General features: G+C 63.5%; 17 protein-coding genes. 5 read left to right on the top strand and 12 right to left on the bottom strand.

Translation table 11 applies throughout. The annotated features are described in order from the left end of the window. Position 1: 1 nt before the first annotated feature. The 4 genes from icmH to ACQKPZ_RS07150 form a co-directional block, all read right to left on the bottom strand. The gene (gene icmH / locus ACQKPZ_RS07135) at positions 2 to 883 is read right to left on the bottom strand and encodes a type IVB secretion system protein IcmH/DotU (RefSeq protein ID WP_427536464.1); all 882 of its coding nucleotides are present in this window, start codon (positions 881 to 883) and stop codon (positions 2 to 4) included. A gap of 194 nt (positions 884 to 1,077) precedes the next feature. Further along, complete coding sequence (locus tag ACQKPZ_RS07140) at positions 1,078 to 2,049, bottom strand: biotin-dependent carboxyltransferase family protein (RefSeq protein WP_427536466.1); 972 nt, start codon at positions 2,047 to 2,049, stop codon at positions 1,078 to 1,080. Beyond that, positions 2,046 to 2,933, bottom strand: coding sequence for a 5-oxoprolinase subunit B family protein (locus ACQKPZ_RS07145; protein WP_427536468.1), 888 nt, complete (start codon positions 2,931 to 2,933; stop codon positions 2,046 to 2,048). The genes ACQKPZ_RS07140 and ACQKPZ_RS07145 overlap by 4 nt, the downstream gene beginning before the upstream one ends. An 89-nt stretch (positions 2,934 to 3,022) precedes the next feature. Beyond that, positions 3,023 to 3,781, bottom strand: coding sequence for a 5-oxoprolinase subunit PxpA (locus ACQKPZ_RS07150; RefSeq protein WP_391134822.1), 759 nt, complete (start codon positions 3,779 to 3,781; stop codon positions 3,023 to 3,025). Between the two features lie 120 nt (positions 3,782 to 3,901). On the opposite strand from ACQKPZ_RS07150, the gene ACQKPZ_RS07155 reads away from it, so the two are divergent. Further along, the gene (locus tag ACQKPZ_RS07155) at positions 3,902 to 4,819 is read left to right on the top strand and encodes a LysR family transcriptional regulator (RefSeq protein ID WP_391134818.1); all 918 of its coding nucleotides are present in this window, start codon (positions 3,902 to 3,904) and stop codon (positions 4,817 to 4,819) included. An 8-nt stretch (positions 4,820 to 4,827) separates the two neighbouring features. Here ACQKPZ_RS07155 and ACQKPZ_RS07160 read toward each other — a convergent pair whose 3' ends face one another. The 5 genes from ACQKPZ_RS07160 to gtdA form a co-directional block, all read right to left on the bottom strand. Then, entirely contained in the window at positions 4,828 to 6,021 is a 1,194-nt protein-coding gene (locus ACQKPZ_RS07160) for a 3-hydroxybenzoate 6-monooxygenase (protein ID WP_427536470.1), read from the bottom strand. Between the two features lie 29 nt (positions 6,022 to 6,050). After that, positions 6,051 to 6,692 (bottom strand): maleylacetoacetate isomerase, encoded by a 642-nt coding sequence (maiA, locus tag ACQKPZ_RS07165; protein WP_427536472.1) that lies wholly within the window; start codon positions 6,690 to 6,692, stop codon positions 6,051 to 6,053. Positions 6,693 to 6,710: 18 nt separating this feature from the next. Then, positions 6,711 to 8,063 carry an MFS transporter gene (locus tag ACQKPZ_RS07170; RefSeq protein WP_427536474.1) on the bottom strand — a complete coding sequence of 451 codons (1,353 nt, stop codon included), beginning with the start codon at positions 8,061 to 8,063 and terminating at the stop codon, positions 6,711 to 6,713. Between the two features lie 81 nt (positions 8,064 to 8,144). Then, on the bottom strand, positions 8,145 to 8,843 hold the full coding sequence (locus ACQKPZ_RS07175; RefSeq protein ID WP_427536476.1) for a fumarylacetoacetate hydrolase family protein: 699 nt from the start codon (positions 8,841 to 8,843) through the stop codon (positions 8,145 to 8,147). A 17-nt stretch (positions 8,844 to 8,860) separates the two neighbouring features. Further along, a complete protein-coding gene (gene gtdA, locus ACQKPZ_RS07180; protein WP_427536478.1) occupies positions 8,861 to 9,916 on the bottom strand; it encodes a gentisate 1,2-dioxygenase in 1,056 nt (351 codons plus the stop codon). 142 nt (positions 9,917 to 10,058) lie between these two features. Between gtdA and ACQKPZ_RS07185 the strand changes: the two genes are divergently transcribed. The 4 genes from ACQKPZ_RS07185 to ACQKPZ_RS07200 all read left to right on the top strand — a co-directional run bounded on the left by ACQKPZ_RS07185 (position 10,059) and on the right by ACQKPZ_RS07200 (position 17,062). Beyond that, positions 10,059 to 10,985 carry a LysR substrate-binding domain-containing protein gene (locus ACQKPZ_RS07185; RefSeq protein ID WP_427536480.1) on the top strand — a complete coding sequence of 309 codons (927 nt, stop codon included), beginning with the start codon at positions 10,059 to 10,061 and terminating at the stop codon, positions 10,983 to 10,985. Positions 10,986 to 11,167: 182 nt separating this feature from the next. Continuing rightward, positions 11,168 to 13,234: a maltose alpha-D-glucosyltransferase gene (gene treS, locus ACQKPZ_RS07190; protein WP_427536482.1), complete on the top strand. Its 2,067-nt coding sequence runs from the start codon at positions 11,168 to 11,170 to the stop codon at positions 13,232 to 13,234. A gap of 89 nt (positions 13,235 to 13,323) precedes the next feature. Continuing rightward, positions 13,324 to 16,308 carry an autotransporter outer membrane beta-barrel domain-containing protein gene (locus tag ACQKPZ_RS07195; protein ID WP_427536484.1) on the top strand — a complete coding sequence of 995 codons (2,985 nt, stop codon included), beginning with the start codon at positions 13,324 to 13,326 and terminating at the stop codon, positions 16,306 to 16,308. Positions 16,309 to 16,435: 127 nt separating this feature from the next. After that, positions 16,436 to 17,062: a riboflavin synthase subunit alpha gene (locus tag ACQKPZ_RS07200; RefSeq protein WP_427536486.1), complete on the top strand. Its 627-nt coding sequence runs from the start codon at positions 16,436 to 16,438 to the stop codon at positions 17,060 to 17,062. A 9-nt stretch (positions 17,063 to 17,071) separates the two neighbouring features. On the opposite strand, the gene proP is transcribed toward ACQKPZ_RS07200, so the two are convergent. From proP to ACQKPZ_RS07215, 3 genes are all read right to left on the bottom strand, one after another. Then, complete coding sequence (proP, locus tag ACQKPZ_RS07205) at positions 17,072 to 18,574, bottom strand: glycine betaine/L-proline transporter ProP (RefSeq protein ID WP_427536488.1); 1,503 nt, start codon at positions 18,572 to 18,574, stop codon at positions 17,072 to 17,074. A gap of 160 nt (positions 18,575 to 18,734) precedes the next feature. After that, a complete protein-coding gene (gene hemB, locus ACQKPZ_RS07210) occupies positions 18,735 to 19,709 on the bottom strand; it encodes a porphobilinogen synthase (protein WP_427536490.1) in 975 nt (324 codons plus the stop codon). A gap of 224 nt (positions 19,710 to 19,933) precedes the next feature. Beyond that, positions 19,934 to 20,767, bottom strand: a complete 834-nt coding sequence (locus ACQKPZ_RS07215) for a substrate-binding periplasmic protein (RefSeq protein ID WP_427536492.1) — start codon at positions 20,765 to 20,767, stop codon at positions 19,934 to 19,936. Positions 20,768 to 20,791: the final 24 nt, after the last annotated feature.

Below are 20,791 nucleotides of genomic sequence, written 5' to 3' on the forward strand. Positions count from 1 at the left end.
GCTACTGCTGGATGATGGCGTCGAGTGCTTCCAGCACTTCGGCGCTGATCAGGTCGAGGCGGTAGCTGTAATAGCTGTAGGCGCAGACCATGGCGATGGCCGAGAGCACCAGCGGGCTCCACCAGGGCCATTCCCGGCCTGGCCCGCGGTAGGGGCGATCGACGACGTTGCTGTAGGGGTCGCACAGCTCTTCCGGCACGGGGCCGCGCAGCTCACGGATCACCTTGTGCATGCGCGAGATCAGGGCAGCGGCGATGTCATCGCACTTGGGGTCGAGGGCGTATTTGCCCCTGAGGCCCAGGCAGATGCAGAAGTACAGGAACTCCAGCACATCCTGGAATTCCTTGGGCGACTGCAGGACCCGTTCGATCAGCACGAAGATCTTTTCGCCGCCCTGGGTTTCGTCGTGGAAGATGCTGAGCAGCGGTTCGTGGCTCCAGCACGAAGGGTTGCCCCATGGGCGGCTCATCACGGCCTCGTCCAGGAACAGGCAAAGGCCGTAGGAATAGACTTCCTGCTGGGCAATGGGGTAGCCGTGCTGGCGGATCTCTTCGCGGATGTTGCGGACCTGTTGCTGCACGGTCTTGTGCACGTAGGCGATGTTGGGCAGGTCATCCAGCGTGCGCAGGCGAATGACCAGGCCGAACAGCGGAGTTGCCGCGTCGAGCATCAGGTTTTTGAAGGCGCCACGTATCTGGAACTCCGGGTCGGCGGGGTAGCCTTCGTAGTCCGGCTGATCGGCTTGCCTTCCCTCGTCGGCCGGGTAAGGCGAGAGGGTATCCTGCGGGCCGTCAAGCATCCCGTGCAGGGTGTTTTCGGTTACATCGCGGGCATCGGCAGCGCCCTCGGGTTTTACCGGAGGGGTATCGGTTGGGCCGGGCATGAAGGGTCCTTGTCTACCAGCAGGCTGAAGACACGAACACTATCGGGGAATCAATTCTTCAAGGAGTCTGGGGCTTCCTAAACGGTTGTAGGATCCGTCTCTTCTTCGAGTTACCAGACATTTCTCTGGCAACATTTTGATAAATGCATGTACGCAATGGGCCCCTAGGGAGAGCGGGCCCGTTTATATAAAAGTCAGGCAAATAGCTTGGCAACACACGCCAGCTTTTTCTTGTACGAGCGCCGCGCTTCCAGTGCCTGCTCCAGGCTAACCGCCAGGAACCGTGCCTGCTGGTTGGGCTGCATCTGGCCGATCAGGTCGAGGTCGGCGCTGATCACCGTGCCGATCATGGCGTAACCACCACCGGACACGGCATCACGGTGCAGAATGATCGGCTCCAGGCCCGCAGGCACCTGGATCGAGCCGATCGGGTAGCAGCTGTCAACGATGTTGGAAGGGTCGGAACCTGCACCAAATGGTTGCTCCCGTGGCTGGAAGCTCAAGGCGCTGCCACCTTTGTAACGGTAGCCGATACGGTCCGCCTCGGAGCCGACAGTCCAGGCCTGGGTAAAGAAGCTTTGCGCCGCAGCTTCGGTCAGACGATGGAAATACAGCCCTGGCACTACCCGCAACACGACCTCGCCACCCAGAGCCTGGCGCAGGGCCATGGGCAAGCTTGCTCCGGCCCGGGTCTTGCCACTCGCGACGCCGACCGGCAACAGGTCGCCGGCCATCAACTTGCGCCCGTGCAAGCCACCCAAGGCGCCCAGCGCGTAGGTAGAACGGCTGCCAAGCACCTCGGGCACATCGATGCCGCCCGCCACGGCCACATACGCCCTGGCCCCCGCGGTGGGAAAGCCAAAGCGCAGCACCTGCCCGGCACGCACGGCAAACGCCGTGTCCGGGCGTTGCTCGCGGCCATCCAGCAACGCCGGCATCTGTGCACCGCATACGGCCACCAGCGCATCCTGCTGAAATTCCAGCTCCGGCCCCACCAGCGCGCACTCCAGGCCAGCCGCACCGGCCGGGTTGCCCACCAGGTGGTTGGCAGCGCACAAGGCATACTGATCAAGCGCGCCGGACGGCGGAATGCCGAGGTGGTAATAGCCTTCACGGCCCAGGTCCTGGACCGAGGTGGCCAGCCCGGGTTTGATCACCTTGATCATGCCAGCACCTCCTGCAACGATTTGGGGTAGCCGACCGGGTCGGCGAGGAAGGCATCCAGAGAAAACTCCACCGGGCGAATGCGCAGGTCGAAACGGCCCTCCTCCACATCCGCCACCGCCTGGTCGTAGGCCCTGCGGTCGATGGGCTTGAATTGCACGATGTCGCCTGGGCGGAAGAACACCATGTGCTGCTTCAGGTAATTCAGCGTTTGCTGCGGGTCGTAGATCGGTGCCGGGGTGACGCCGAACATCTGGTAGCCCCCTGCCCCGCGCACCGAGTAGATGCAACCGAAGCAACCGCCATGGCCCAAGGTGAGCTTGGGGGTGTCGGTGCGCGGGCGCAGGTATTTGGGCACCTCCAGTTGCCGCTCGCGCTCGACCATCTGGAACATGAACGGCAGGCCAGCCACGAAACCGACCATCGATACGAACCAGGGCGCGCCACTGTGGGCGGCGATGAATACGTCCACATCGGCCAGGCCGTTGATACGCGCCGCATACTCAAGGTCAGTGCTGTCCGGGTCCTGATGGCGGTCGCGGAAACGCATCAGGGTTTCATGGGTCCACGGGTCGTTGTACAGCACCGGGATCTCGATGATCCGCGTCTGCAACGAGCGCTCGGCCACCGCCTGCGCTTCGGCGCCTTGCACCGCTTCGAGCAGCGCCTGCGGCGCAATGCGATCCGGGTCAAAGCGGATCTGGAACGAGGCGTTGGCCAGGCACACGTCCAGCACGCCATCCAGGGCCAACCGCTCCACTGCGCGGGTGACGGCCATGCCCTTGAAGAAGGCTTCCAGCGACATGCTTTCGCTGACTTCGGCAAACAGATGCTCGTCGGCGCCGAAGCTGTAGCGGATCGGGGTTGTAGCAAGCGGTTCGGCCATGACTGTTCCTTTTCTTGGAATCTTTATAGAAAGGCAGGCGAAAACAAAATGCACGGGCTCCGGCCTGTACCGGCCGGATACCTCTCGACTCAGCGCGGCGCGCGCACCACGATCCCCGCCGCGTCCAGCGCCTTGCGCGTGGTTTCGACCAGGTCGAGCGCACCGGGGGTATCGCTGTGCAGGCAGATGGAATCGAACGCGATGGCCAGGTCCTGGCCTTCGACCGTGCGTACCACGCCTTGCTGGCAAGCGCGCAATACCCGGTCTGCAACAGCCTTGGGGTCGTAGCCACGCACATTGCGGGTAAACACGATGGAGCCGCTCAGGTCGTACTCGCGGTCGGCGTAGAACTCGCGAACCACCGGTTGGCCGAGCGCCTGGGCAATATGGCAAATCACCGAGCCCGGCATGCAATACAACAGCAGTTCAGGCTCGATCACCCGCAGGTTTTCCACCAGCAACCGCGCGGCAGCTTCGTCACGTGCCAGGTGCATGTACAGCGCGCCGTGCGGCTTGATGTGCTGCAGGCGCACGCCTTGGGCGCGGGCAATTTCCCGCAGGGCGCCCAGCTGGTAGAGCATGTCGTCGACCAGCTCCTGGGCAGGCGCGTTGATATGCCTGCGGCCGAAACCGACCAGATCACGGAAACCCGGGTGCGCACCCACTGCCACACCCAGGGCTTTGGCCCGCTCCACGGTGCGGCGCATGGTGCCGGGGTCGCCGGCATGGAAGCCGGTGGCGATGTTGGCGCTGCTGATGTAGCCCATCAGCTCGTTATCGACGCCGTCGCCAATGGTCCATGGGCCAAACCCCTCGCCCATGTCCGAGTTGAAATCCACCACCTGCATGACTGCTTCTCCTGGCGCTTGTGACTGCATGCCAGCCACGTTAGATTCTCCTCACCCCCTTGGGAAGATCTATAAACAGATAGGGTGTCTTCGGAAAATCAGATACCCCAGGAGCCTACCGTGTCACTGACCCTGCGCCAGGTCCGCTATTTCGTTGCCACTGCCGAGATCGGCCAGATTTCCCAGGCGGCCATCCACCTGAACATTTCGCAGTCGGCGGTGACCACGGCGATCAAGGAGCTAGAGGCCATGCTGGGTGTGCTGCTGTTCCAGCGTTCGGCCCAGGGCATGAACCTGACTGAGGCCGGCCGGCACTTTCTGAACCGCGCCTATGTGATCTTGCGCAGCGTCGATGACGCCCTGAACAGCCCGCTGCCGGACGTGCGTGCCAATGGCCTGCTGCGCCTGGCGGCCAGTTACACGGTGATCGGCTACTTCCTGCCTCACCACTTGCAGCGGCTTGAGCACTGGCACCCGGACGTGACCCTGGAGCTGTACGAGCAGGAACGCAGCGCCATTGAACAAGGCTTGCTGGAGGGGCGTTTCGACATGGCGGTAGTGCTCACTGCCAACCTCACCCACCCTGATATTGTCTCGGAGACGCTGTTCAACTCCGAGCGCCGGCTGTGGCTGCCCGGCCACCACCCGCTGTGCGAGCGCTCGTCGGTGAGCCTGGCCGATGTGGCCTGCGAGCCGTTCATCCTGCTGACCGTGGACGAAGCCGAACAGAGCGCCATGCGTTATTGGGAGCAGGCCGGGCAGCGCCCGAGCGTGCGGGTGCGCACCAGTTCGGTGGAGGCAGTGCGCAGCATGGTCGCCAATGGCAGTGGCGTGGCCATCCTGTCGGACCTGGTGCACAGGCCCTGGTCTCTGGAGGGCAAGCGCATCGAGACAGTGACCATCAGCGACCCGGTGACGCCAATGAGCGTAGGGCTGGCCTGGCATCGGGAACGGGCGTTCAGCCCGGCGATGCAGGCCGTGCGCAACTACTTCCATGATGCATTTCTGGCGCCGCAGCAGTTGTCTGCCCGGCGTTGAGCCTGCAATCAGTGCTTCAGGCAGCTGTCGATGTTCCAGCCGTACAACCACTGCACCGCATCGTGAAACTGCTCTTGCGAACGCCCTGCCCACAACTGGTTGCGCACCAGCCGCTCAACGCCCTTGGCATGGTACAGCCGCCCCATTTCCCGCGCCGACCACAACACCCGCGCCGTACGCGGAATACGGATCGACTCGTACAAGCGGAATGCCGCCTGCAGGTCATGCTCACACGCCTTCACTGCCTGCCCCAGCACCACCGCATCTTCCAGTGCCATGCACGCCCCCTGGGCCAGGTACTGGGTCATCGGGTGTGCGGCGTCACCCAGCAAGGTCGCCCGCCCTTCGCCCCACTGCTCCACCGGGTCGCGGTCGGCAGTGGCCCAGCGGCGCCAGGAAGTTGGCCGGTCGAGCATCTGCCGTGGCCGTTCATGAATGCCCTCGAAGTACGACAGCACCTCTTCCTTGCTGCCATCGGTCACACCCCACTGTTCCTCGTTGCGGCTGTGGAAGGTCACCACCAGGTTGTACTGCTGGCCGCCGCGCAGCGGGTAATGCACCAGGTGGCAACGGGGGCCCGCCCACAGCATAGGGGCGTTGACGCGCAGGTCTTCGGGCATGTTCTGCACATCCACTACTGCGCGGTACACCACATGCCCGGTGACCCGCGCCGGGTCGCCGACCATGCGCTCACGGATCACCGACTTGACGCCGTCGCAGCCGATGACTGCGTCGGCCTGGTAACGGTTGCCCTTGCTGTCGGTCAGGGTCACGCCCTGGTCGTCCATCTCCATGCCGGCGATGTGGGTCGAGGTCTGGAAGCGGATCAGCGGGTTCTGCTGCACGGCTTGCAGGATCGACAGGTGAATGTCGGCACGGTGGATCACGCCGTACGGGTTGCCGAAGCGCTGGCGGAAACGCTCACCCACCTCGATGCGCCCCACCTCGTGGGCATCGATGGCATCCATCATGATCAGGTGGTCGGTGAACACCGAGCGGTTGCGCGCTGCATCACCGACGCCCAGGGCATCCAGCGCGGCATAGGCGTTGGGGCCAAGCTGAATGCCCGCGCCGATCTCACCGATATGGTCGGCCTGCTCCAGCAGCAGCACCTGGATACCTTGCGCGGTCAGGGCCTGGGCGGCTGCAAGGCCACCGATGCCGCCGCCGACGAGGATGATTTTTTGTTGTTTGGCAGTCATGTTTGGGGTCTCCGTACAGGCTGCGTTTCTTATTGGATGAAATCAGGTTGGCGACCTGGAGCCGCGCGCTCGAACGCGGGTTGTGCCTGGCAGTGCTCGTACACCGCCATTACCCGCGGGTAGGCTTGCAGGTCGCAGCCCATGCGCTCGGCGTTGGCCACTTGCGGCACCAGGCAGCAATCCGCCAGGGTGGGTTGCTCACCAAAGCAGTACGGGCCAGCGCCATGGCGTTGGAGCAAGGCTTCGAGCGCAGCCAGGCCCTCGGCCACCCAATGGGCGTACCAGCGGTCTTTATCCTCAGCGCCCACTTCCAGCACCCGCTGCAGGTAGCCCAGCACACGCACATTGTTCAACGGGTGGATATCGCAGGCGATCAGTTGTGCAACTTCCAGCACCCGTGCGCGCAGCAGCGGCTGCCTGGGCAACAACGGCGCCTGGGGGTACTGCGCGTCGAGGTAGTCGATGATGGCCAGCGACTGGGTCAGGCTGATGCCGTCGTTGCCGACCAGTACGGGTACGCCACCGATCGGGCTGAGTTCACGGTGCTGCGCCTGGCGTTGCTCGCCGGCCCGCAGGTTGATGCCGTGGTAATCCACCTCCAGGCCTTTGAGTGCCAGGGCAATGCGTACCCGGTACGAGGTGGAACTGTTGAAAAAGCTGTAAAGCTGCATGGCAGTAGTCCTGCTGGATCAGAGCGTGATGTGGAGGTTGGCGTGCAGCACGGCAGCCGGCCGCATGCCCTTGAAGAAAATCGCCGCAGCAGCCAGTACGGCGGGCAGCATGAGCACACCGAACAGCACCTCGAAGGACAGCCCGGCATCCATCAGCAATGCGCCGCCAAAGGTGCCGCACACCGAGCCGATGCGCCCTACCCCGTGCGCCCAGCTCACCCCGGTGGCGCGGCTGCTGGTTGGGTAGAACGCAGCAGCCAGGGCATTGGCGCCTACCTGCGAACCACTGATGCAAAAGCCCATGCCGGCCACGGTCAGGCCCAGCAGTGCGTAGTCGCCATGGCTCTGGCCGATGGCAAACAGGCACGCTGCGCCGCCGAGCAAGGCCAGCACCAGTACCCGGTGCGGGTTGAAGCGGTCCATGGCCGCGCCCAGGCACAGCGCCCCCAGGGTGCCGCCAATCTGGAACAGCGCACTGATCAACGCCGCCTGGCTCAGGCTCAGGCCGGTGTCACGCACCAGCAGCGGCAGCCAGTTGGTCATGCCGTAGATGATCAGCAGGCTCATGAAGAACGCCAGCCACAGCGCCAGGGTGCCACGACGTAATGGCGCAGCCAGAATCTGGCGCACAGGCGAATGGCCTTCGACAACGTCGTCGATGCGCAAACCCTGGCAACCGCTCGGCAGTGCGCCGATACGCTGCAAGATGGCCAGTGCCTTGGTGTCACACGGGTTGCGTCGCGCCAGAAAGCGCACCGACTCGGGCAGGGCCAGCACCAGTACCGGCAGCAACGCCAGCGGCAAGACGCCGCCCAGCGCCAGCACACTGCGCCAGCCAAACAGCGGCAACAGCTGCGCAGCAACCACGCCACCCAACGCCGAACCCAGCGTAAAGCCGCAAAACATGCCGGTCACCATCAGCGAGCGGCGGCGTTGTGGGCAATACTCCGAGGTCAGGGTAATGGCATTGGGCATTGCCCCGCCCAGCCCCAGCCCTGTAAGCAGCCGCAACAACGCCAGGCTGTGCAAGTCCTGGGCGAACGCAGCGGCCAGGCTGAAGGCGCCGAAGCAGGCCACCGACAACAACAGCACCCGCTTGCGGCCAAAACGGTCGGCCAACGGCCCGGCCATGAAGGCGCCGAGCATCAAACCGACCAGCGCGGCACCCAGCACCGGGCCAAGGTCGGCAGCGCCGATCTGCCAGTGCTCGCGTAGCGCCGGGGCAATGAAACCGATGGCAGCCGTGTCCAGGCCATCGATGGCTGTCACCAGAAAACACAGCAGCAGGATGCGCCACTGAAAGCTGGCAACAGGCTGGCTGTCGATGAAGGCTTGTACATCCACGGTATTGTTTTTGTCGGTGGAAGACATGAGCGAAACCTCCGGGCCGGCGCCAGGCGCAGGCCACGTGTATAACCGGGAGGAAGGGCCGACTGCGCCGGCCCGGGGCTATCAGATGACGCGGACGCGGATTTCACCCAGGCCATCGACACCACCCACCATCAACTCGCCCGCCACCACCGGGCCAACGCCCTCGGGGGTGCCGGTCATGATCAGGTCACCGGGTTGCAGCTCAAAAAAACGCGACAGGTAGGCGATGGTTTCCGGCACCGACCAGATCAGCTTGTCGATGTCGCTGCGCTGGCGGTCCGCACCTTCCACCTGCAGCCAGATGCGTGCCTGCGCCGGGTGGCCAACCTCGCTGGCCGGGTACAGCGGTGCAATGGGCGCAGAAGCGTCGAACGCCTTGCCGATTTCCCAAGGGCGGCCCATCTCGCGCATTTTCATTTGCAGGTCCCGGCGGGTCATGTCCAGGCCTACCGCGTAGCCCCAGACGTGGTCGCTGGCCTGTTCCAGCGGAATGTTGCGCCCGCCTTTGCCAATGGCCGCGACCAGCTCGATCTCGTAGTGGTAGTTGCTGGTCTCGGCCGGGTAGGCCAGCTCCAGGGTCTGGCCCTCGGCTACCGGTACCACGGCGTCAGCCGGCTTGCAGAAGAAGAACGGTGGTTCGCGATCAGGGTCAAAGCCCATTTCGCGGGCGTGCGCCGCGTAGTTGCGGCCCACGCAGTACACGCGGCGTACCGGGAAACGCTGGTCACTGCCGGCAATCGGCAAGCTGGTGGTGGCGGCAGGTTCGAACAGGTAGGTCATGGCAGGGTTTCCTTGGATCAATGGTCTTCGCGGGCTTCGCGCAGCAGCCCAAGGGCCTCCTGCACAGGCCGGTCGGAATAGCTGAACAGCACACACTCGTCGTCGGCTTGCAGGCTCAACGGCACCCAGCTCGGCACCACGAAGGTGTCCTTGGGTTCGAAGCTGAAGGCCTGCCCACCGATGATGGCGCGGCCCCGGCCCTCCACCACCGAATACACGGTGGCGTCGGTGCAGCGGGCTGTCTTGCCGACAAAGCCACGCGGCAGCAGCTGCATGCAGGTGCCGATGGTGGGCATGGCCCAGCCGCCAGTGACCGGGTTGACGTAGCGCAGCTTCACCCCGTCCCAGGCATCCAGCTCGCCCTGGCGCTCAAGGGTGGCCAGGGCTTCACGGGTGCGAGCATAGGGGTAGCTGAAAATCGGCGAGGTGGCGCCCCGTGCTTCGTGACGCAGCGGCAGCATGTTGGCGCCGTAGCGGGCCAGGCTGTTGCCCTCGGGGCGACTGACGGGCTGCACTGCTTCGGGGTAGTTCTCGGCAAAGCCGGCGCCATAGAAACGCACGGTGGGGATATCGAGGCCGTCCAGCCAGATCACCGGCTCGCCACCCTCGGCCTCGCTCAGGTTGCCATGGTCGTGCCAGGTCCAGGACGGGGTGATGATGAAGTCGCCTGGGTGCATGGTGGTGCGCTCGCCATCCACTGCCGTATAGGCGCCCTTGCCTTCGACCACGAAACGCAGCGCAGACTGGCTGTGGCGGTGGCTGGGGGCAATTTCGCCCGGCAGGATCAGTTGCAAACCGGCATACAGGCTGGGGGTGATGGAGGCCTGGCCACGGATACCAGGGTTCTCCAGCACCAGCACCCGGCGTACCGCCTCTTCTGCGCTGATCAGCTGGCCGGCCTCCATCAGGTACGGGCGCACCTCGCTGAAACGCCAGAGCGCGGGAACGCAAGAGGTAGTGGGCTGAGCCGGCACCAGGTTGTGCAGTTGCTCCCACAGCGGGAACAGCGCCTGGCTGTCGATACGTTGATAGAAGTCGGCGCGGGCCGTGCCGATGTTGTCGTTGTTATGCATCGCTTCACCTGTGGTGGGCTGTATAGGGACGAATGGCAGTGGCAGCGCCCCCGTTGTGGGAGCGATTAAACGCCCACGCGACATACAAAAAAAATGATATTTTCATATGCATCCATATAAAAAAGATGATGTGAGACATGCCATGCACTGGACCCGACGCCTGCGCCCGCGCCACCTGCAACTGCTGGTGACACTGGCCGAAACCGGCAACCTCAGCGACACCGCCCGGCAGGCCTATACCACCCAGCCAGGCCTGTCGAAGTTCCTCAAGGAGCTGGAAGAAGACGCCGGCGCGTTACTGTTCGAACGCCATGCCCGTGGCCTGCGGCCGACCGCCGAGGGCACTTTGCTGGTCAACCATGCACGGCGAATCCTTAGCGAGATGGAGCGGGCGCAGAGCAACCTGGATGCCTTGCGCGAAGGCAATACGCCCAATGTGGCCATCGGTACCTCACCGGCCTCGGCACCGAGCCTGGTACCCGATGCCATCCTGTATTTCCTGGATAAACACCCGAAAGCGCAGGTATCGCTGCAGGAAAGCACCATGAACGTGCTGCTGGAGCGTTTGCAACTGGGCCAGCTGGACGTGGTGGTGGGGCGTGTCGACAATTACCAGCCGAGCCAGGCCCTGCACAGCGAGATGCTGTTCCGCGAGCCGATGCAGGTGGTCGCCCGCCCCGACCATCCTTTGGCCCGGCGAAAAGGCCTGAGCTGGGACGACCTGTACCAGTACGACTGGCTGCTGTGGCCGCCCGCCACGCCCATTCGCAACCGCCTGGACACCGCCCTGAGCAACGCCGGGCGCAAGCCGTTGCCGTGCCGTATCGAATCGTCGTCGCTGATGGCCAACCTGTGGTTGATGCAGAACAGTGACATGCTGTGCGTGGCGTCCGGGCGGGTGGCCGAGCATTTCCATGGGCGCGGTTTGCTGCAGCGGCTGGATTTCGAGTTGGAAGCGGAAGGCTCGATTGGCATGTGCTGGCGGGATGAGCCGCATATCGAGGGGGCGGTGCTGGATTTGCTGGAGAGCTTGCGCGAGGCCGCCCGGGTGCCTATTCGCAAGCCCTGATCGGTGGTGTGCCATTCGCGGGCACGCCCGCTCCCACAGGATCTCCCTGTACTTTAAAACCTGTGCAGTACCTGTGGGAGCGGGCAAGCCCGCGAAAAGGGCTAAACCGACCTCGAGCCGAACGATCAGAACTCAATGCCGTCATAACCTGAGCCGGTGCCGACACGCAAAGAGGACGCGAAATGACCCAGCCCGACCCGTCATACGTCAAATGGCTCGAAGACCGCGCCATGCTCAAAGCTTCGCAGGAGCGCGCCAGTTTGTATTCAGGCCAGTCACGCCTGTGGCAACAGCCCTACGCCGAAGCCCAACCACGACGCGCCACCAAAATCGCCTCGGTATGGCTGACGGTATACCCCGACGCCATCATCGCCCCGCAAGGCTGCTCGGTGCTCGGCGCCCTCGCCCACGAAGCCCTGTGGAAACGCCTGTCGGAGATCGGCATCCAGGGCCTGCACACCGGTCCGATCAAGCTCTCCGGCGGCATTCGCGGTCGCGAGCTCACCCCCAGCGTGGACGGCAACTTCGACCGCATCAGCTTCGATATCGACCCGCTCTACGGCAGCGAACAGGAACTGGTGCAGATGAGCCGCATGGCCGCGGCCCACAATGCGGTGACCATCGACGACCTGATCCCCTCGCACACCGGCAAGGGCGCCGACTTCCGCCTGGCCGAAATGGCCCACGGCCCCTACCCGGGGCTGTACCACATGGTCGAAATCCGCGAGGAAGACTGGCCGCTGCTGCCGCAAGTGCCTGCCGGCCGTGACGCGGTGAACCTGCTGCCGGCCCAGTGCGACGAGCTCAAGGCCCGCCATTACATCGTTGGCCAGCTGCAACGGGTGATCTTCTTCGAACCCGGCGTGAAGGAAACCGACTGGAGCGTCACGCCCCCCGTCACCGGCGTCGACGGCAAAACCCGCCGCTGGGCCTACCTGCATTACTTCAAGGAAGGCCAGCCCTCGCTGAACTGGCTGGACCCGACCTTCGCCGCCCAACAGATGATCATTGGCGATGCCCTGCACGCCCTGGACTGCCTGGGTGCCCGCGGCCTGCGCCTGGATGCCAATGGTTTCCTCGGCGTGGAAACCCGGGCCAACGGCTCCGCCTGGTCGGAAAGCCACCCGTTGTCGATTGTCGGCAACCAGTTGATCGGCGGCATGATCCGCAAGGCTGGCGGCTTCAGCTTCCAGGAACTGAACCTGACCCTGGACGACATCGCGCAAATGTCCAAGGGCGGGGCCGACTTGTCCTACGACTTCATCACCCGGCCGGCCTATCAGCATGCGCTGCTGACCGGTGACACCGAATTCCTGCGCCTGATGCTCAAAGAGATGCACGCCTTCGGCATCGACCCCGCTTCGCTGATCCATGCCCTGCAGAACCACGACGAGCTGACTGTGGAACTGGTGCATTTCTGGACCCTGCATGCCCACGACATGTACCTGTACAAAGGCCAGACCTTGCCCGGGAGCATCCTGCGCGAGCACATCCGTGAAGAGATATACGAACGGCTATCGGGCGAGCACGCGCCTTACAACCTGCGCTTCGTCACCAATGGCATCGCTTGCACCACGGCCAGCCTGATTGCCGCAGCGCTGGGCATCCGCGACCTTGAGCAAATCGGCCCGGCAGAAATCGAGCACATCCAGAAAGTGCACCTGCTGCTGGTCATGTACAACGCCATGCAGCCAGGTGTGGTTGCCCTGTCTGGCTGGGATCTGGTCGGCGCGCTGCCCTTGCCCGCCGAAGCAGTCGCCGAGCGCATGCTCGATGGCGATACCCGCTGGATTCACCGGGGCGGTTACGACCTGGCCGGGCTCGACCCGCAGGCACAAGAGTCGTTGCGTGGCATGCCCCGTGCCCGCGCCCTGTACGGCAGCCTGGACAGCCAGCTGGAAAACAGCGACTCGTTCGCCTGCAAGGTGAAAAAGCTGCTGGCCGTGCGACAGGCCTATGGCATTGCCACCAGCCGCCAGGTGCTGGTGCCTGAAGTGCTTAGCCCCGGGTTGCTGGTGATGGTGCACGAGCTGCCGGCCGGGCGCGGTATCCAGATCAGCGCGCTGAACTTTGGCCAGGTGGTAATTGCCGAGGAACTGCAACTGACCGGGTTCACGCCGGGGCCGGTTGTGGACATGATCAACGAAACGGTCGAGGGCGACTTGACCGAGGATGGGCGCTTGATGATCAACCTGGACCCGTATGAGGCGCTTTGCCTGCGTATCGTCAACAGCAGTGCACATGTGTAATCAGCGATGAAAACACCTGCACGATCAATCAAATCGTAATATCGAATGGCCATATTGGGCGCCCCTGAACAATAACCCGTGGTCGCCCAATGCCTTTCACGCCCAACCGCCTGGCCCTGTGCATCGCCCTCGCCTGTGCCGCCTTCGCGCCAGCCGCCTTTGCCAAGGATTACCTGATCAACAGCGCCACCACCGATACACTGGAGCTGAAGAAGTCCGACACCTTGAAGGTGACCTCGACCGGCAGCATCGTAGCCAGTGACGACGACGGCGTAATCCTGCCCAAGCACACCAGCGGTGCGACCGTGAGCGTCGACAACGCCGGTATCATCCGGTCCACCGACGGCCGCGGCATCGACACCAAGGATGACGGCGAAGACCTCAGCCACTACGTGATCAACAACCACGCCGGGGCGTTGATCCAGGGCACCAACGACGGCCTGCGCTTCCAGACCAACCCCACTGCCGGTGGCAGCCTGAGCATCGTCAACGCTGGCACGATCGAATCCACCGTCGAAGGCCAGGCCATCGACCTCGAAACCCTGAACAACCCGGCGTTCACCACCACCTTGGTGAACGAAGCCACGGGCGTGATCCATGCCGTGGGCAACGACGCGGTCAAGACCGGCTCCAACGCCACCGTTACCAACTACGGGCTGATCTACACCGATACCGCTGCGCAAGACAAGAATGGCCTGGACCAGAAATACGACGGCATCAAGATCGGCACCTCCACCGGCGTCACCGTGTACAACCACGGCACCATCAGTGCCGACCGCCACGGCGTCGACCTGAAGACCGATGCCACGCTCTACAACTACGCAGGCGCCAGCGTTACCGGGCGCAATGGTTCGGGCTTCGGTTCGGACGGCAGTGGCACGGTGTACAACTGGGGCACCATCACCGGTGCCATCGCCGATGGCAAGATCAACGGCGATGGTGATGGCGTCGATATCGACAACATCGGCCATGTGTACAACGCCGGAACCATCCAGGGCCTGGGTGCCAAGGGTGTCGACAGCGGCGGCCGGCCGAACGGCAGCGAAGGCATTGCCATGGGCGGTGGCAGCATCGTCAACACGGCCACGGGGGTTATTCGCAGCGTCGACAACGGCATCCTGGTGGATGACGGTGCCGAAGGTGCCGGGGTAGCCGCCACCACCATCAACAACGCCGGGCGCATCGAAGGCGAAAGTGGCTTTGGTATCAAGCTGATCGGCCAGTATGACGACAGCCTGACTAACAGTGGCACCATCAGGGGCGGCAACGGCCTGGCACTGAGCATGGGCGCGGGCAACGACAGCCTGACGGTGCTGACCGGCGGCGTGTTCGACGGCCTGGTCGATGGCGGCGAAGGCACCGACAGTGTGACCTTGAACGGCACCGGCAGCTTTGGCAACAGCGCCAATTTCGAAACCCTGAACGTCACCGGTGGCAGCTGGACCCTGAGCAGCATCAACGACTTCAGCCAGGGTGGCGTGGTCACGTCGGGCGCCACGCTGATCAACCAGGGCAGCATTCTCGGCCAGATGCGGGTGGAGCAAGGCGCCACCTATGCCGGCGGTGGCTCGGTCGGCGGGCTGCACGTGGACGGCACCCTGCTGACCAACACGGGCCTGGGTGTGGCTACGGTTACGGATGACCTGAGTTTCGGTCAGGGCTCAAGCCTGGTGTACGGCGTAAATGCCGATGGCAGCAGCGCACCGGTCACTGTCAGCGGCACGGCCAACCTGAACGGCGCCACCCTGCGTGTGCAGCCCACCCCTGGCGAGTACCCGTGGCAAAGCCGCTACACCGTTCTGACGGCCAACGCAGTCAATGGCACGTTCACCCAGGTGACCAGTGACTATGCCTTCCTTACCCCCACGTTGAGCTACACCAGTACTTCGGTAGGCCTGGCCTACGACCGCAACGATGTAGCCTTCGAGCATTATGCACAGTCTGACAACGCCGCCGGTGCTGCACGCAGCCTGGCCAGCCTCGGGCAGAACAGCAACCTTTACAACGCCGTGCTTGGCACAACCACTGCCGGGGCCGGCGATGCCATTGCCCAGCTCTCCGCCAGCAACACTGCCAACCTGGCGGCGGCCACCCTGGCTGGCACATCACAGGTTGGCAATACAATGCTGGGTGCCATGCAGGCGATGGCCGGTACTGGCAGCCTGATTGCGGGCCTGAACGATAACGACGACCCGGTGCTGGCCGCCACTGGCGTGCCACGCGAGGCGCGCAACCTCAACGACCCGAAAGCCCAGGGGCGTGTCTGGGCACAGGCACTGGGTAGCTACGGCAAGGTGGATGGCAGCCACGGTGCCAGCGCACTGGAGCAGCGCACCGGGGGTGGTGTGCTGGGCATCGACTGGGCGTTGGGCGATGACTGGCGCCTGGGTGTGCTCGGCGGTTACTCGCATACACGCCTGGACAGCAGCGGCCTGGATGGCACTGTGCGCAGCTGGCACGCCGGGGTGTATGCCCAGCACCAGCGCGGCCCGCTGGCCCTGCGCCTGGGGGCGGCGTACAGCCGCCATGATGGCGACAGCAAGCGTGATGTGGCCTTTGCCGGTTTCAACGAGCGCCTCAAGGGTGACTACGATGCCGACAGCCAGCAAGCTTTCGTCGAACTGGGCTATGCCATGGGCAGCGGCCGCTTGAGCGCCGAGCCATTCGCCAACCTGGGCTACCACCGCTACCACCGCGACAGCTACCGCGAACAAGGCGGTGACGCGGCACTGGCAGTGGATGCCGATACCCAGGACAACCTCAGCAGCACCTTGGGTGTGCGCCTGGCGCACCTGGGGCAGCTGGACAACGGCATGAGCCTGACGCCACGTGCGACGCTGGGCTGGCGGCACACCTATGGCAGCCTCGATACCCGCACGCGGCAGGCATTCATCGCCGGGGGCGATGCGTTCAATGTCGAGGGCAGTGCGATAGATCGCGACAGTTTGCTGGTCGAAGCCGGCCTGGACCTGGGGTTGAGTGCGCGGCAGAGCGTGGGCCTGGGCTACAGCGGGGAACTGGGCAGCAACAGCCGCAATCATGCGGTGGTTGGGCAGTGGCAGTTGAAATTCTAGATCCTGGCCGCCTGTTCTGGCCTCTTCGCGGGTTTACCCGCGAAGCGGCCAGCACTGCCAACCTTGCTTTTGAGGCTGCAGAAGCATAGCTTTCGGGTGATTTCTTTTTGTGCCCAGGAGCAACTCCATGTACACCGGCATCGTCCAGGCCGTCCGCCCTCTGCTTGATGTGACCACCTACCCTGGCCACAACCAGTTCACCATTGACCTCACCCCGGAGCTGCTCGACGAGCTGAAGATCGGTGCCAGTGTCAGTGTCGAGGGCACTTGCCTTTCGGTCACCGAAATCGCCGGCACCCAGGTCAGGTTCGACGCCATGACCGCCACCCTTGAACGCACCAACCTGCGCAAATTCAAGGCCGGCCAGGGCGTCAACATCGAGCGTTCGGCAAAAATGAACGCCGAAGTCGGCGGCCACCTGATGGCAGGCCACATCGCCACCACCGCCGAAATCGTCGAACTGTCGATCAAGGAAACCGGCGCGTTCATCACGTTCCGCATGCCACCGGAGTGGGGCAAGTATGTGTTCCCGCGCGGCTTCATCGGGGTCAATGGCTGCAGCCTTACCGTCGCCGATGTCAACGACAACGTCATCACCATCAACCTGATCCCGGAAACCCTGCGCCAGACCACCTTCGCCAGCTACAAAGCCGGCGAGCTTCTCAATATCGAGGTCGATCACCAGACCATGGTGCTGGTCGATGTGGTAGAGCGCACCATCAAAGGCACCCTGGCCCGCGAGCTGCCACGCTAGTCCCGCCTTTTACTCGATGCGTGGGTGCTGCTGTGCCAGCACCTTGCGCTTGGCTTCCAGCTCGGCAATCTGCGCGTCGATGTCTTCGATCTTCTGCTCGATGTTGTCGTGGTGCTCTTGCAGCAGTTCACGCGCTTCCTCGATGTCCGATGCCGCCGGTGCTGCTCCGCGCAGCGGCTTGTTGGCGGTTTCCTTCATGGTCAGGCCGGTCAGCAGGCCAATAGCGGCGATCACCATCAGGTAGTAGGCCGGCATGTACAGGTCGCCCGTGCTCTCCACCAGCCAGGCGGTGAGGGTCGGGGTAAGCCCGGCGATCAGCACCGAAATGTTGAAAGCGGCCGCCAAGGCGCTGTAGCGGATGTGCGTAGGGAACATCGCCGGCAGCGTCGAGGCCATCACACCGATGAAGAAGTTCAGCAGCACGGCAATGATCAGCAGCCCGGCAAAAATCACCCCCAGTACGCCGCTGTTGATCAGCATGAACGCCGGAATGGCCAGGGCGAACAGGCCGACACTGCCGACGATGATGAAAGGCCGACGGCCGAACTTGTCGCTAAGCAGCCCGATCATGGGCTGCACGAACAGCATGCCGACCATGATCGCGATGATGATCAGCACGCCATGGTCTTCGCTGTAATGCAGGTTGTGCGACAGGTAGCTGGGCATGTAGGTGAGCAGCATGTAGTAGGTGACGTTGGTGGCAATCACCACGCCGATGCAGGTCACCAGGCTGCGCCAGTGCTGTGTGGCCACTTCCTTGAACGACACCTTGGGCCCGGAGGCCAGGCCTTCGCGGTCGCCCTGCTCCAGCTTGTCGACATGCTGCTGGAACGCAGGTGTTTCTTCCAGCGCATGGCGCAGGTAAAGACCGATGATGCCCAACGGCAGGGCCAGGAAGAACGGCAGGCGCCAACCCCATTCAAGGAACTTTTCTTCGCCCAGAATGGTGGAAATCAGCACCACCACGCCCGCGCCTAGCACAAAGCCGGCAATCGAGCCGAAGTCCAGCCAGCTACCGAGAAAACCGCGTTTGCGGTCGGGGGCGTATTCGGCCACGAAGATCGACGCGCCGGTGTACTCGCCGCCCACCGAAAAGCCCTGGGCCATCTTGGCCAGCAACAACAAGATCGGTGCCCAGATGCCGATGCTGGCATAGGACGGAATCAGGCCGATGGCGAAGGTGCTGAGCGACATGATGACGATGGTCGCCGCGAGGATTTTCTGCCGCCCGAACCTGTCGCCCAAGGCGCCGAAGAACAACCCGCCCAATGGCCGGATCAGGAACGGCACCGAGAAGGTGGCCAGCGCCGCAATCATCTGCACGCTGGGGTCGGCGTTGGGGAAAAACACCTTGCCCAGGGCATAAGCCACGAAGCCGTAAACGCCAAAGTCGAACCACTCCATGGCATTGCCCAGAGCAGCGGCGGTGATCGCCTTTTTCATCTTGGCGTCGTCGACAATGGTGATGTCCTTAAGGCCGATTGGCTGGACTTTTTTCTTGCGAGGTTTCATACCCGTATCCCTGTCGATGAATGCTCTAAGGGATCAGATACAACGGGACACTAAATAATTCAGCGCTTACTGATTTTTTGTGCGTTTGCGCCGCTTCACCAACAGCGCACAAAGAAAAGCCGCTGCAACTACAGCGGCTTTGTAAACCGAAGGCCTGGCTTCAGATACCTTCGCGGGCCAGGTCCATGGCGAAGTAGGTCAGGATCAGGTCGGCACCGGCACGCTTGATCGCACCAATGCTTTCGCGCACCACCCGGCCTTCGTCGATAGCGCCGGCCAGGCCGCCGAACTTGATCATCGCGTACTCGCCGCTTACCTGATACGCCGCCAGCGGCAGGCGCGAGGCGGCGCGGATGTCGGCGATCACGTCCAGGTAGGTGCCGGCTGGCTTGACCATCAGCACGTCTGCCCCTTCCTGCTCGTCCAGCAACGACTCGCGCACCGCTTCGCGGCGGTTCATCGGGTTCATCTGGTAGCTCTTGCGGTCGCCCTTCAGCGTGGTACCGCCCGCTTCACGGAACGGGCCATACAGCGACGAGGCGAACTTGGTCGAATAGGCCATGATCGCCGTGTCGTAGAAGCCCGCGCCATCCAGCGCGCTACGGATAGCCTGCACCTGCCCGTCCATTGCCGCCGACGGGGCGATGAAGTCGGCACCGGCAGCGGCGGCGATGACCGCCTGCTTGCCCAGGTTGGCCAACGTGGCGTCGTTGTCCACGCCGTGGTCGTGCAGCACGCCGCAGTGGCCATGGCTGGTGTATTCGCAGAAGCAGGTGTCGGACATCACCACCATTTCCGGCACGGTGTCCTTGCAGATACGCGACATGCGCGCGACCAGGCCGTTTTCGTTCCAGGTGTCGCTGCCGGTGGCGTCCAGGTTGTGCGAAACACCAAAGGTCATCACCGACTTGATACCGGCACGGGCATAGCGCTCGATTTCCTGGGCCAGCAGTTTCTCGGGAATGCGGTTGACCCCCGGCATGCTGGTGATCGGCACGAAGTCATCGATGCCCTCTTCGACGAAGATCGGCAGGATCAGGTCTTCCAGGCGGAATTCGGTTTCCTGGAAGATCGTGCGCAGGGACTCGTTCTGGCGCAGGCGGCGGGGACGAACGGACGGGAATTGGTTGGACATGACAGCTCCAGGGCATTTTGAACGGCGTATACCTTATGCCTGTCGGGCGCCAGTGAAAAGGCCAAATGACGAGATTATGTCTTGCGTCAATGGCAAAGGCCGGGGTTCCCCTGTGCTGGCCCCTTCGCGGGCTTGCCCGCTCCCACAGAGATCGCGTAGCTCTCAAGACTGGCGCGATACCTGTGGGAGCGGGCAAGCCCGCGAAGGGGCCGGGACAGGAAAACTCAATCCACCAGCCGCGGCGCCCCCACCTCAGCCGCCTGCCGGTCCAGCCCATGGGCTTCGAGAATCCGCGCAATCTCGCCACTGCCATGCAATGCCTGGATGTTGGCATCCAGCGCCTTGCCCAGTTCGGCATTGCTGAGCATGTACGGAATCGCCGTCTGCCCCGGCTGCTCGGTGGCTTTCACCCGTGGGTCAGGCGCGGACACCTTGATGCTCGCCCCTTGGTAGGCCCCCTTCTGCTGCGACACCACCGCCACAGCGTGGCTGTCGATACCAGCCTGTATGCGCCCGGACGCCAAATCCTGGGCCATGGCCACCGGGTTTGGGTACAGCACCAGGTTGTCACCCAGCACCTTCTTCAGGTCGTTGACCCACAGGTAGCCCTGCACGGTGCCGACCCGCTTGCCCTCCAGCTCACCAACCGTGGCATAGCCTTGTTTCGAGATAATGCCCATCACATCCAGATACAGCGGCGCCGAAAGCCCCAGCACCTTGCCACGCTCCACCGTGCGGTACCAGTCGCCGATCACCACATCGGCACGCCGGGTGACCACCGACTGGATCGCCGCTGCCGGGTCAAGCACGCTGGCCTTGATGGTCAGGCACTCGCGGGCAGCGATCTGCTTGATAATCTCCCCGTCCACCCCACCCAGCTCCTGGTTCGGGCCAGGCACGGAGTAAGGCGGAAACACCCACGCAGCCACGGTCAGTACACCGGGCGTAAGGGTTTCGAAACTGTGGCTTGGTTTGCACTCGGCCATGGCCTGTGCGCTGCCGGCAACGGCGGCGCACAGGGCCAACCAACGGGTGACACGCTTGAATGGTTTCATCACGGGTACCTATGCAATGTTAAGGGC

The organism is Pseudomonas sp. NPDC089547, from assembly GCF_050280665.1.
In the GTDB taxonomy this organism is placed as follows: domain Bacteria; phylum Pseudomonadota; class Gammaproteobacteria; order Pseudomonadales; family Pseudomonadaceae; genus Aquipseudomonas.

Coding starts and splice junctions, on each gene's coding strand:
- ACQKPZ_RS07175 (WP_427536476.1), bottom strand. CDS start 8,843: ATGACCTACCTGTTCGAACCTGCCGCCACCACCAGCTTGCCGATTGCC.
- ACQKPZ_RS07150 (WP_391134822.1), bottom strand. CDS start 3,781: ATGCAGGTGGTGGATTTCAACTCGGACATGGGCGAGGGGTTTGGCCCA.
- treS (WP_427536482.1), top strand. CDS start 11,168: ATGACCCAGCCCGACCCGTCATACGTCAAATGGCTCGAAGACCGCGCC.
- ACQKPZ_RS07200 (WP_427536486.1), top strand. CDS start 16,436: ATGTACACCGGCATCGTCCAGGCCGTCCGCCCTCTGCTTGATGTGACC.
- ACQKPZ_RS07145 (WP_427536468.1), bottom strand. CDS start 2,933: ATGGCCGAACCGCTTGCTACAACCCCGATCCGCTACAGCTTCGGCGCC.
- ACQKPZ_RS07185 (WP_427536480.1), top strand. CDS start 10,059: ATGCACTGGACCCGACGCCTGCGCCCGCGCCACCTGCAACTGCTGGTG.
- ACQKPZ_RS07170 (WP_427536474.1), bottom strand. CDS start 8,063: ATGTCTTCCACCGACAAAAACAATACCGTGGATGTACAAGCCTTCATC.
- proP (WP_427536488.1), bottom strand. CDS start 18,574: ATGAAACCTCGCAAGAAAAAAGTCCAGCCAATCGGCCTTAAGGACATC.
- ACQKPZ_RS07140 (WP_427536466.1), bottom strand. CDS start 2,049: ATGATCAAGGTGATCAAACCCGGGCTGGCCACCTCGGTCCAGGACCTG.
- icmH (WP_427536464.1), bottom strand. CDS start 883: ATGCCCGGCCCAACCGATACCCCTCCGGTAAAACCCGAGGGCGCTGCC.
- ACQKPZ_RS07195 (WP_427536484.1), top strand. CDS start 13,324: ATGCCTTTCACGCCCAACCGCCTGGCCCTGTGCATCGCCCTCGCCTGT.
- gtdA (WP_427536478.1), bottom strand. CDS start 9,916: ATGCATAACAACGACAACATCGGCACGGCCCGCGCCGACTTCTATCAA.
- maiA (WP_427536472.1), bottom strand. CDS start 6,692: ATGCAGCTTTACAGCTTTTTCAACAGTTCCACCTCGTACCGGGTACGC.
- hemB (WP_427536490.1), bottom strand. CDS start 19,709: ATGTCCAACCAATTCCCGTCCGTTCGTCCCCGCCGCCTGCGCCAGAAC.
- ACQKPZ_RS07160 (WP_427536470.1), bottom strand. CDS start 6,021: ATGACTGCCAAACAACAAAAAATCATCCTCGTCGGCGGCGGCATCGGT.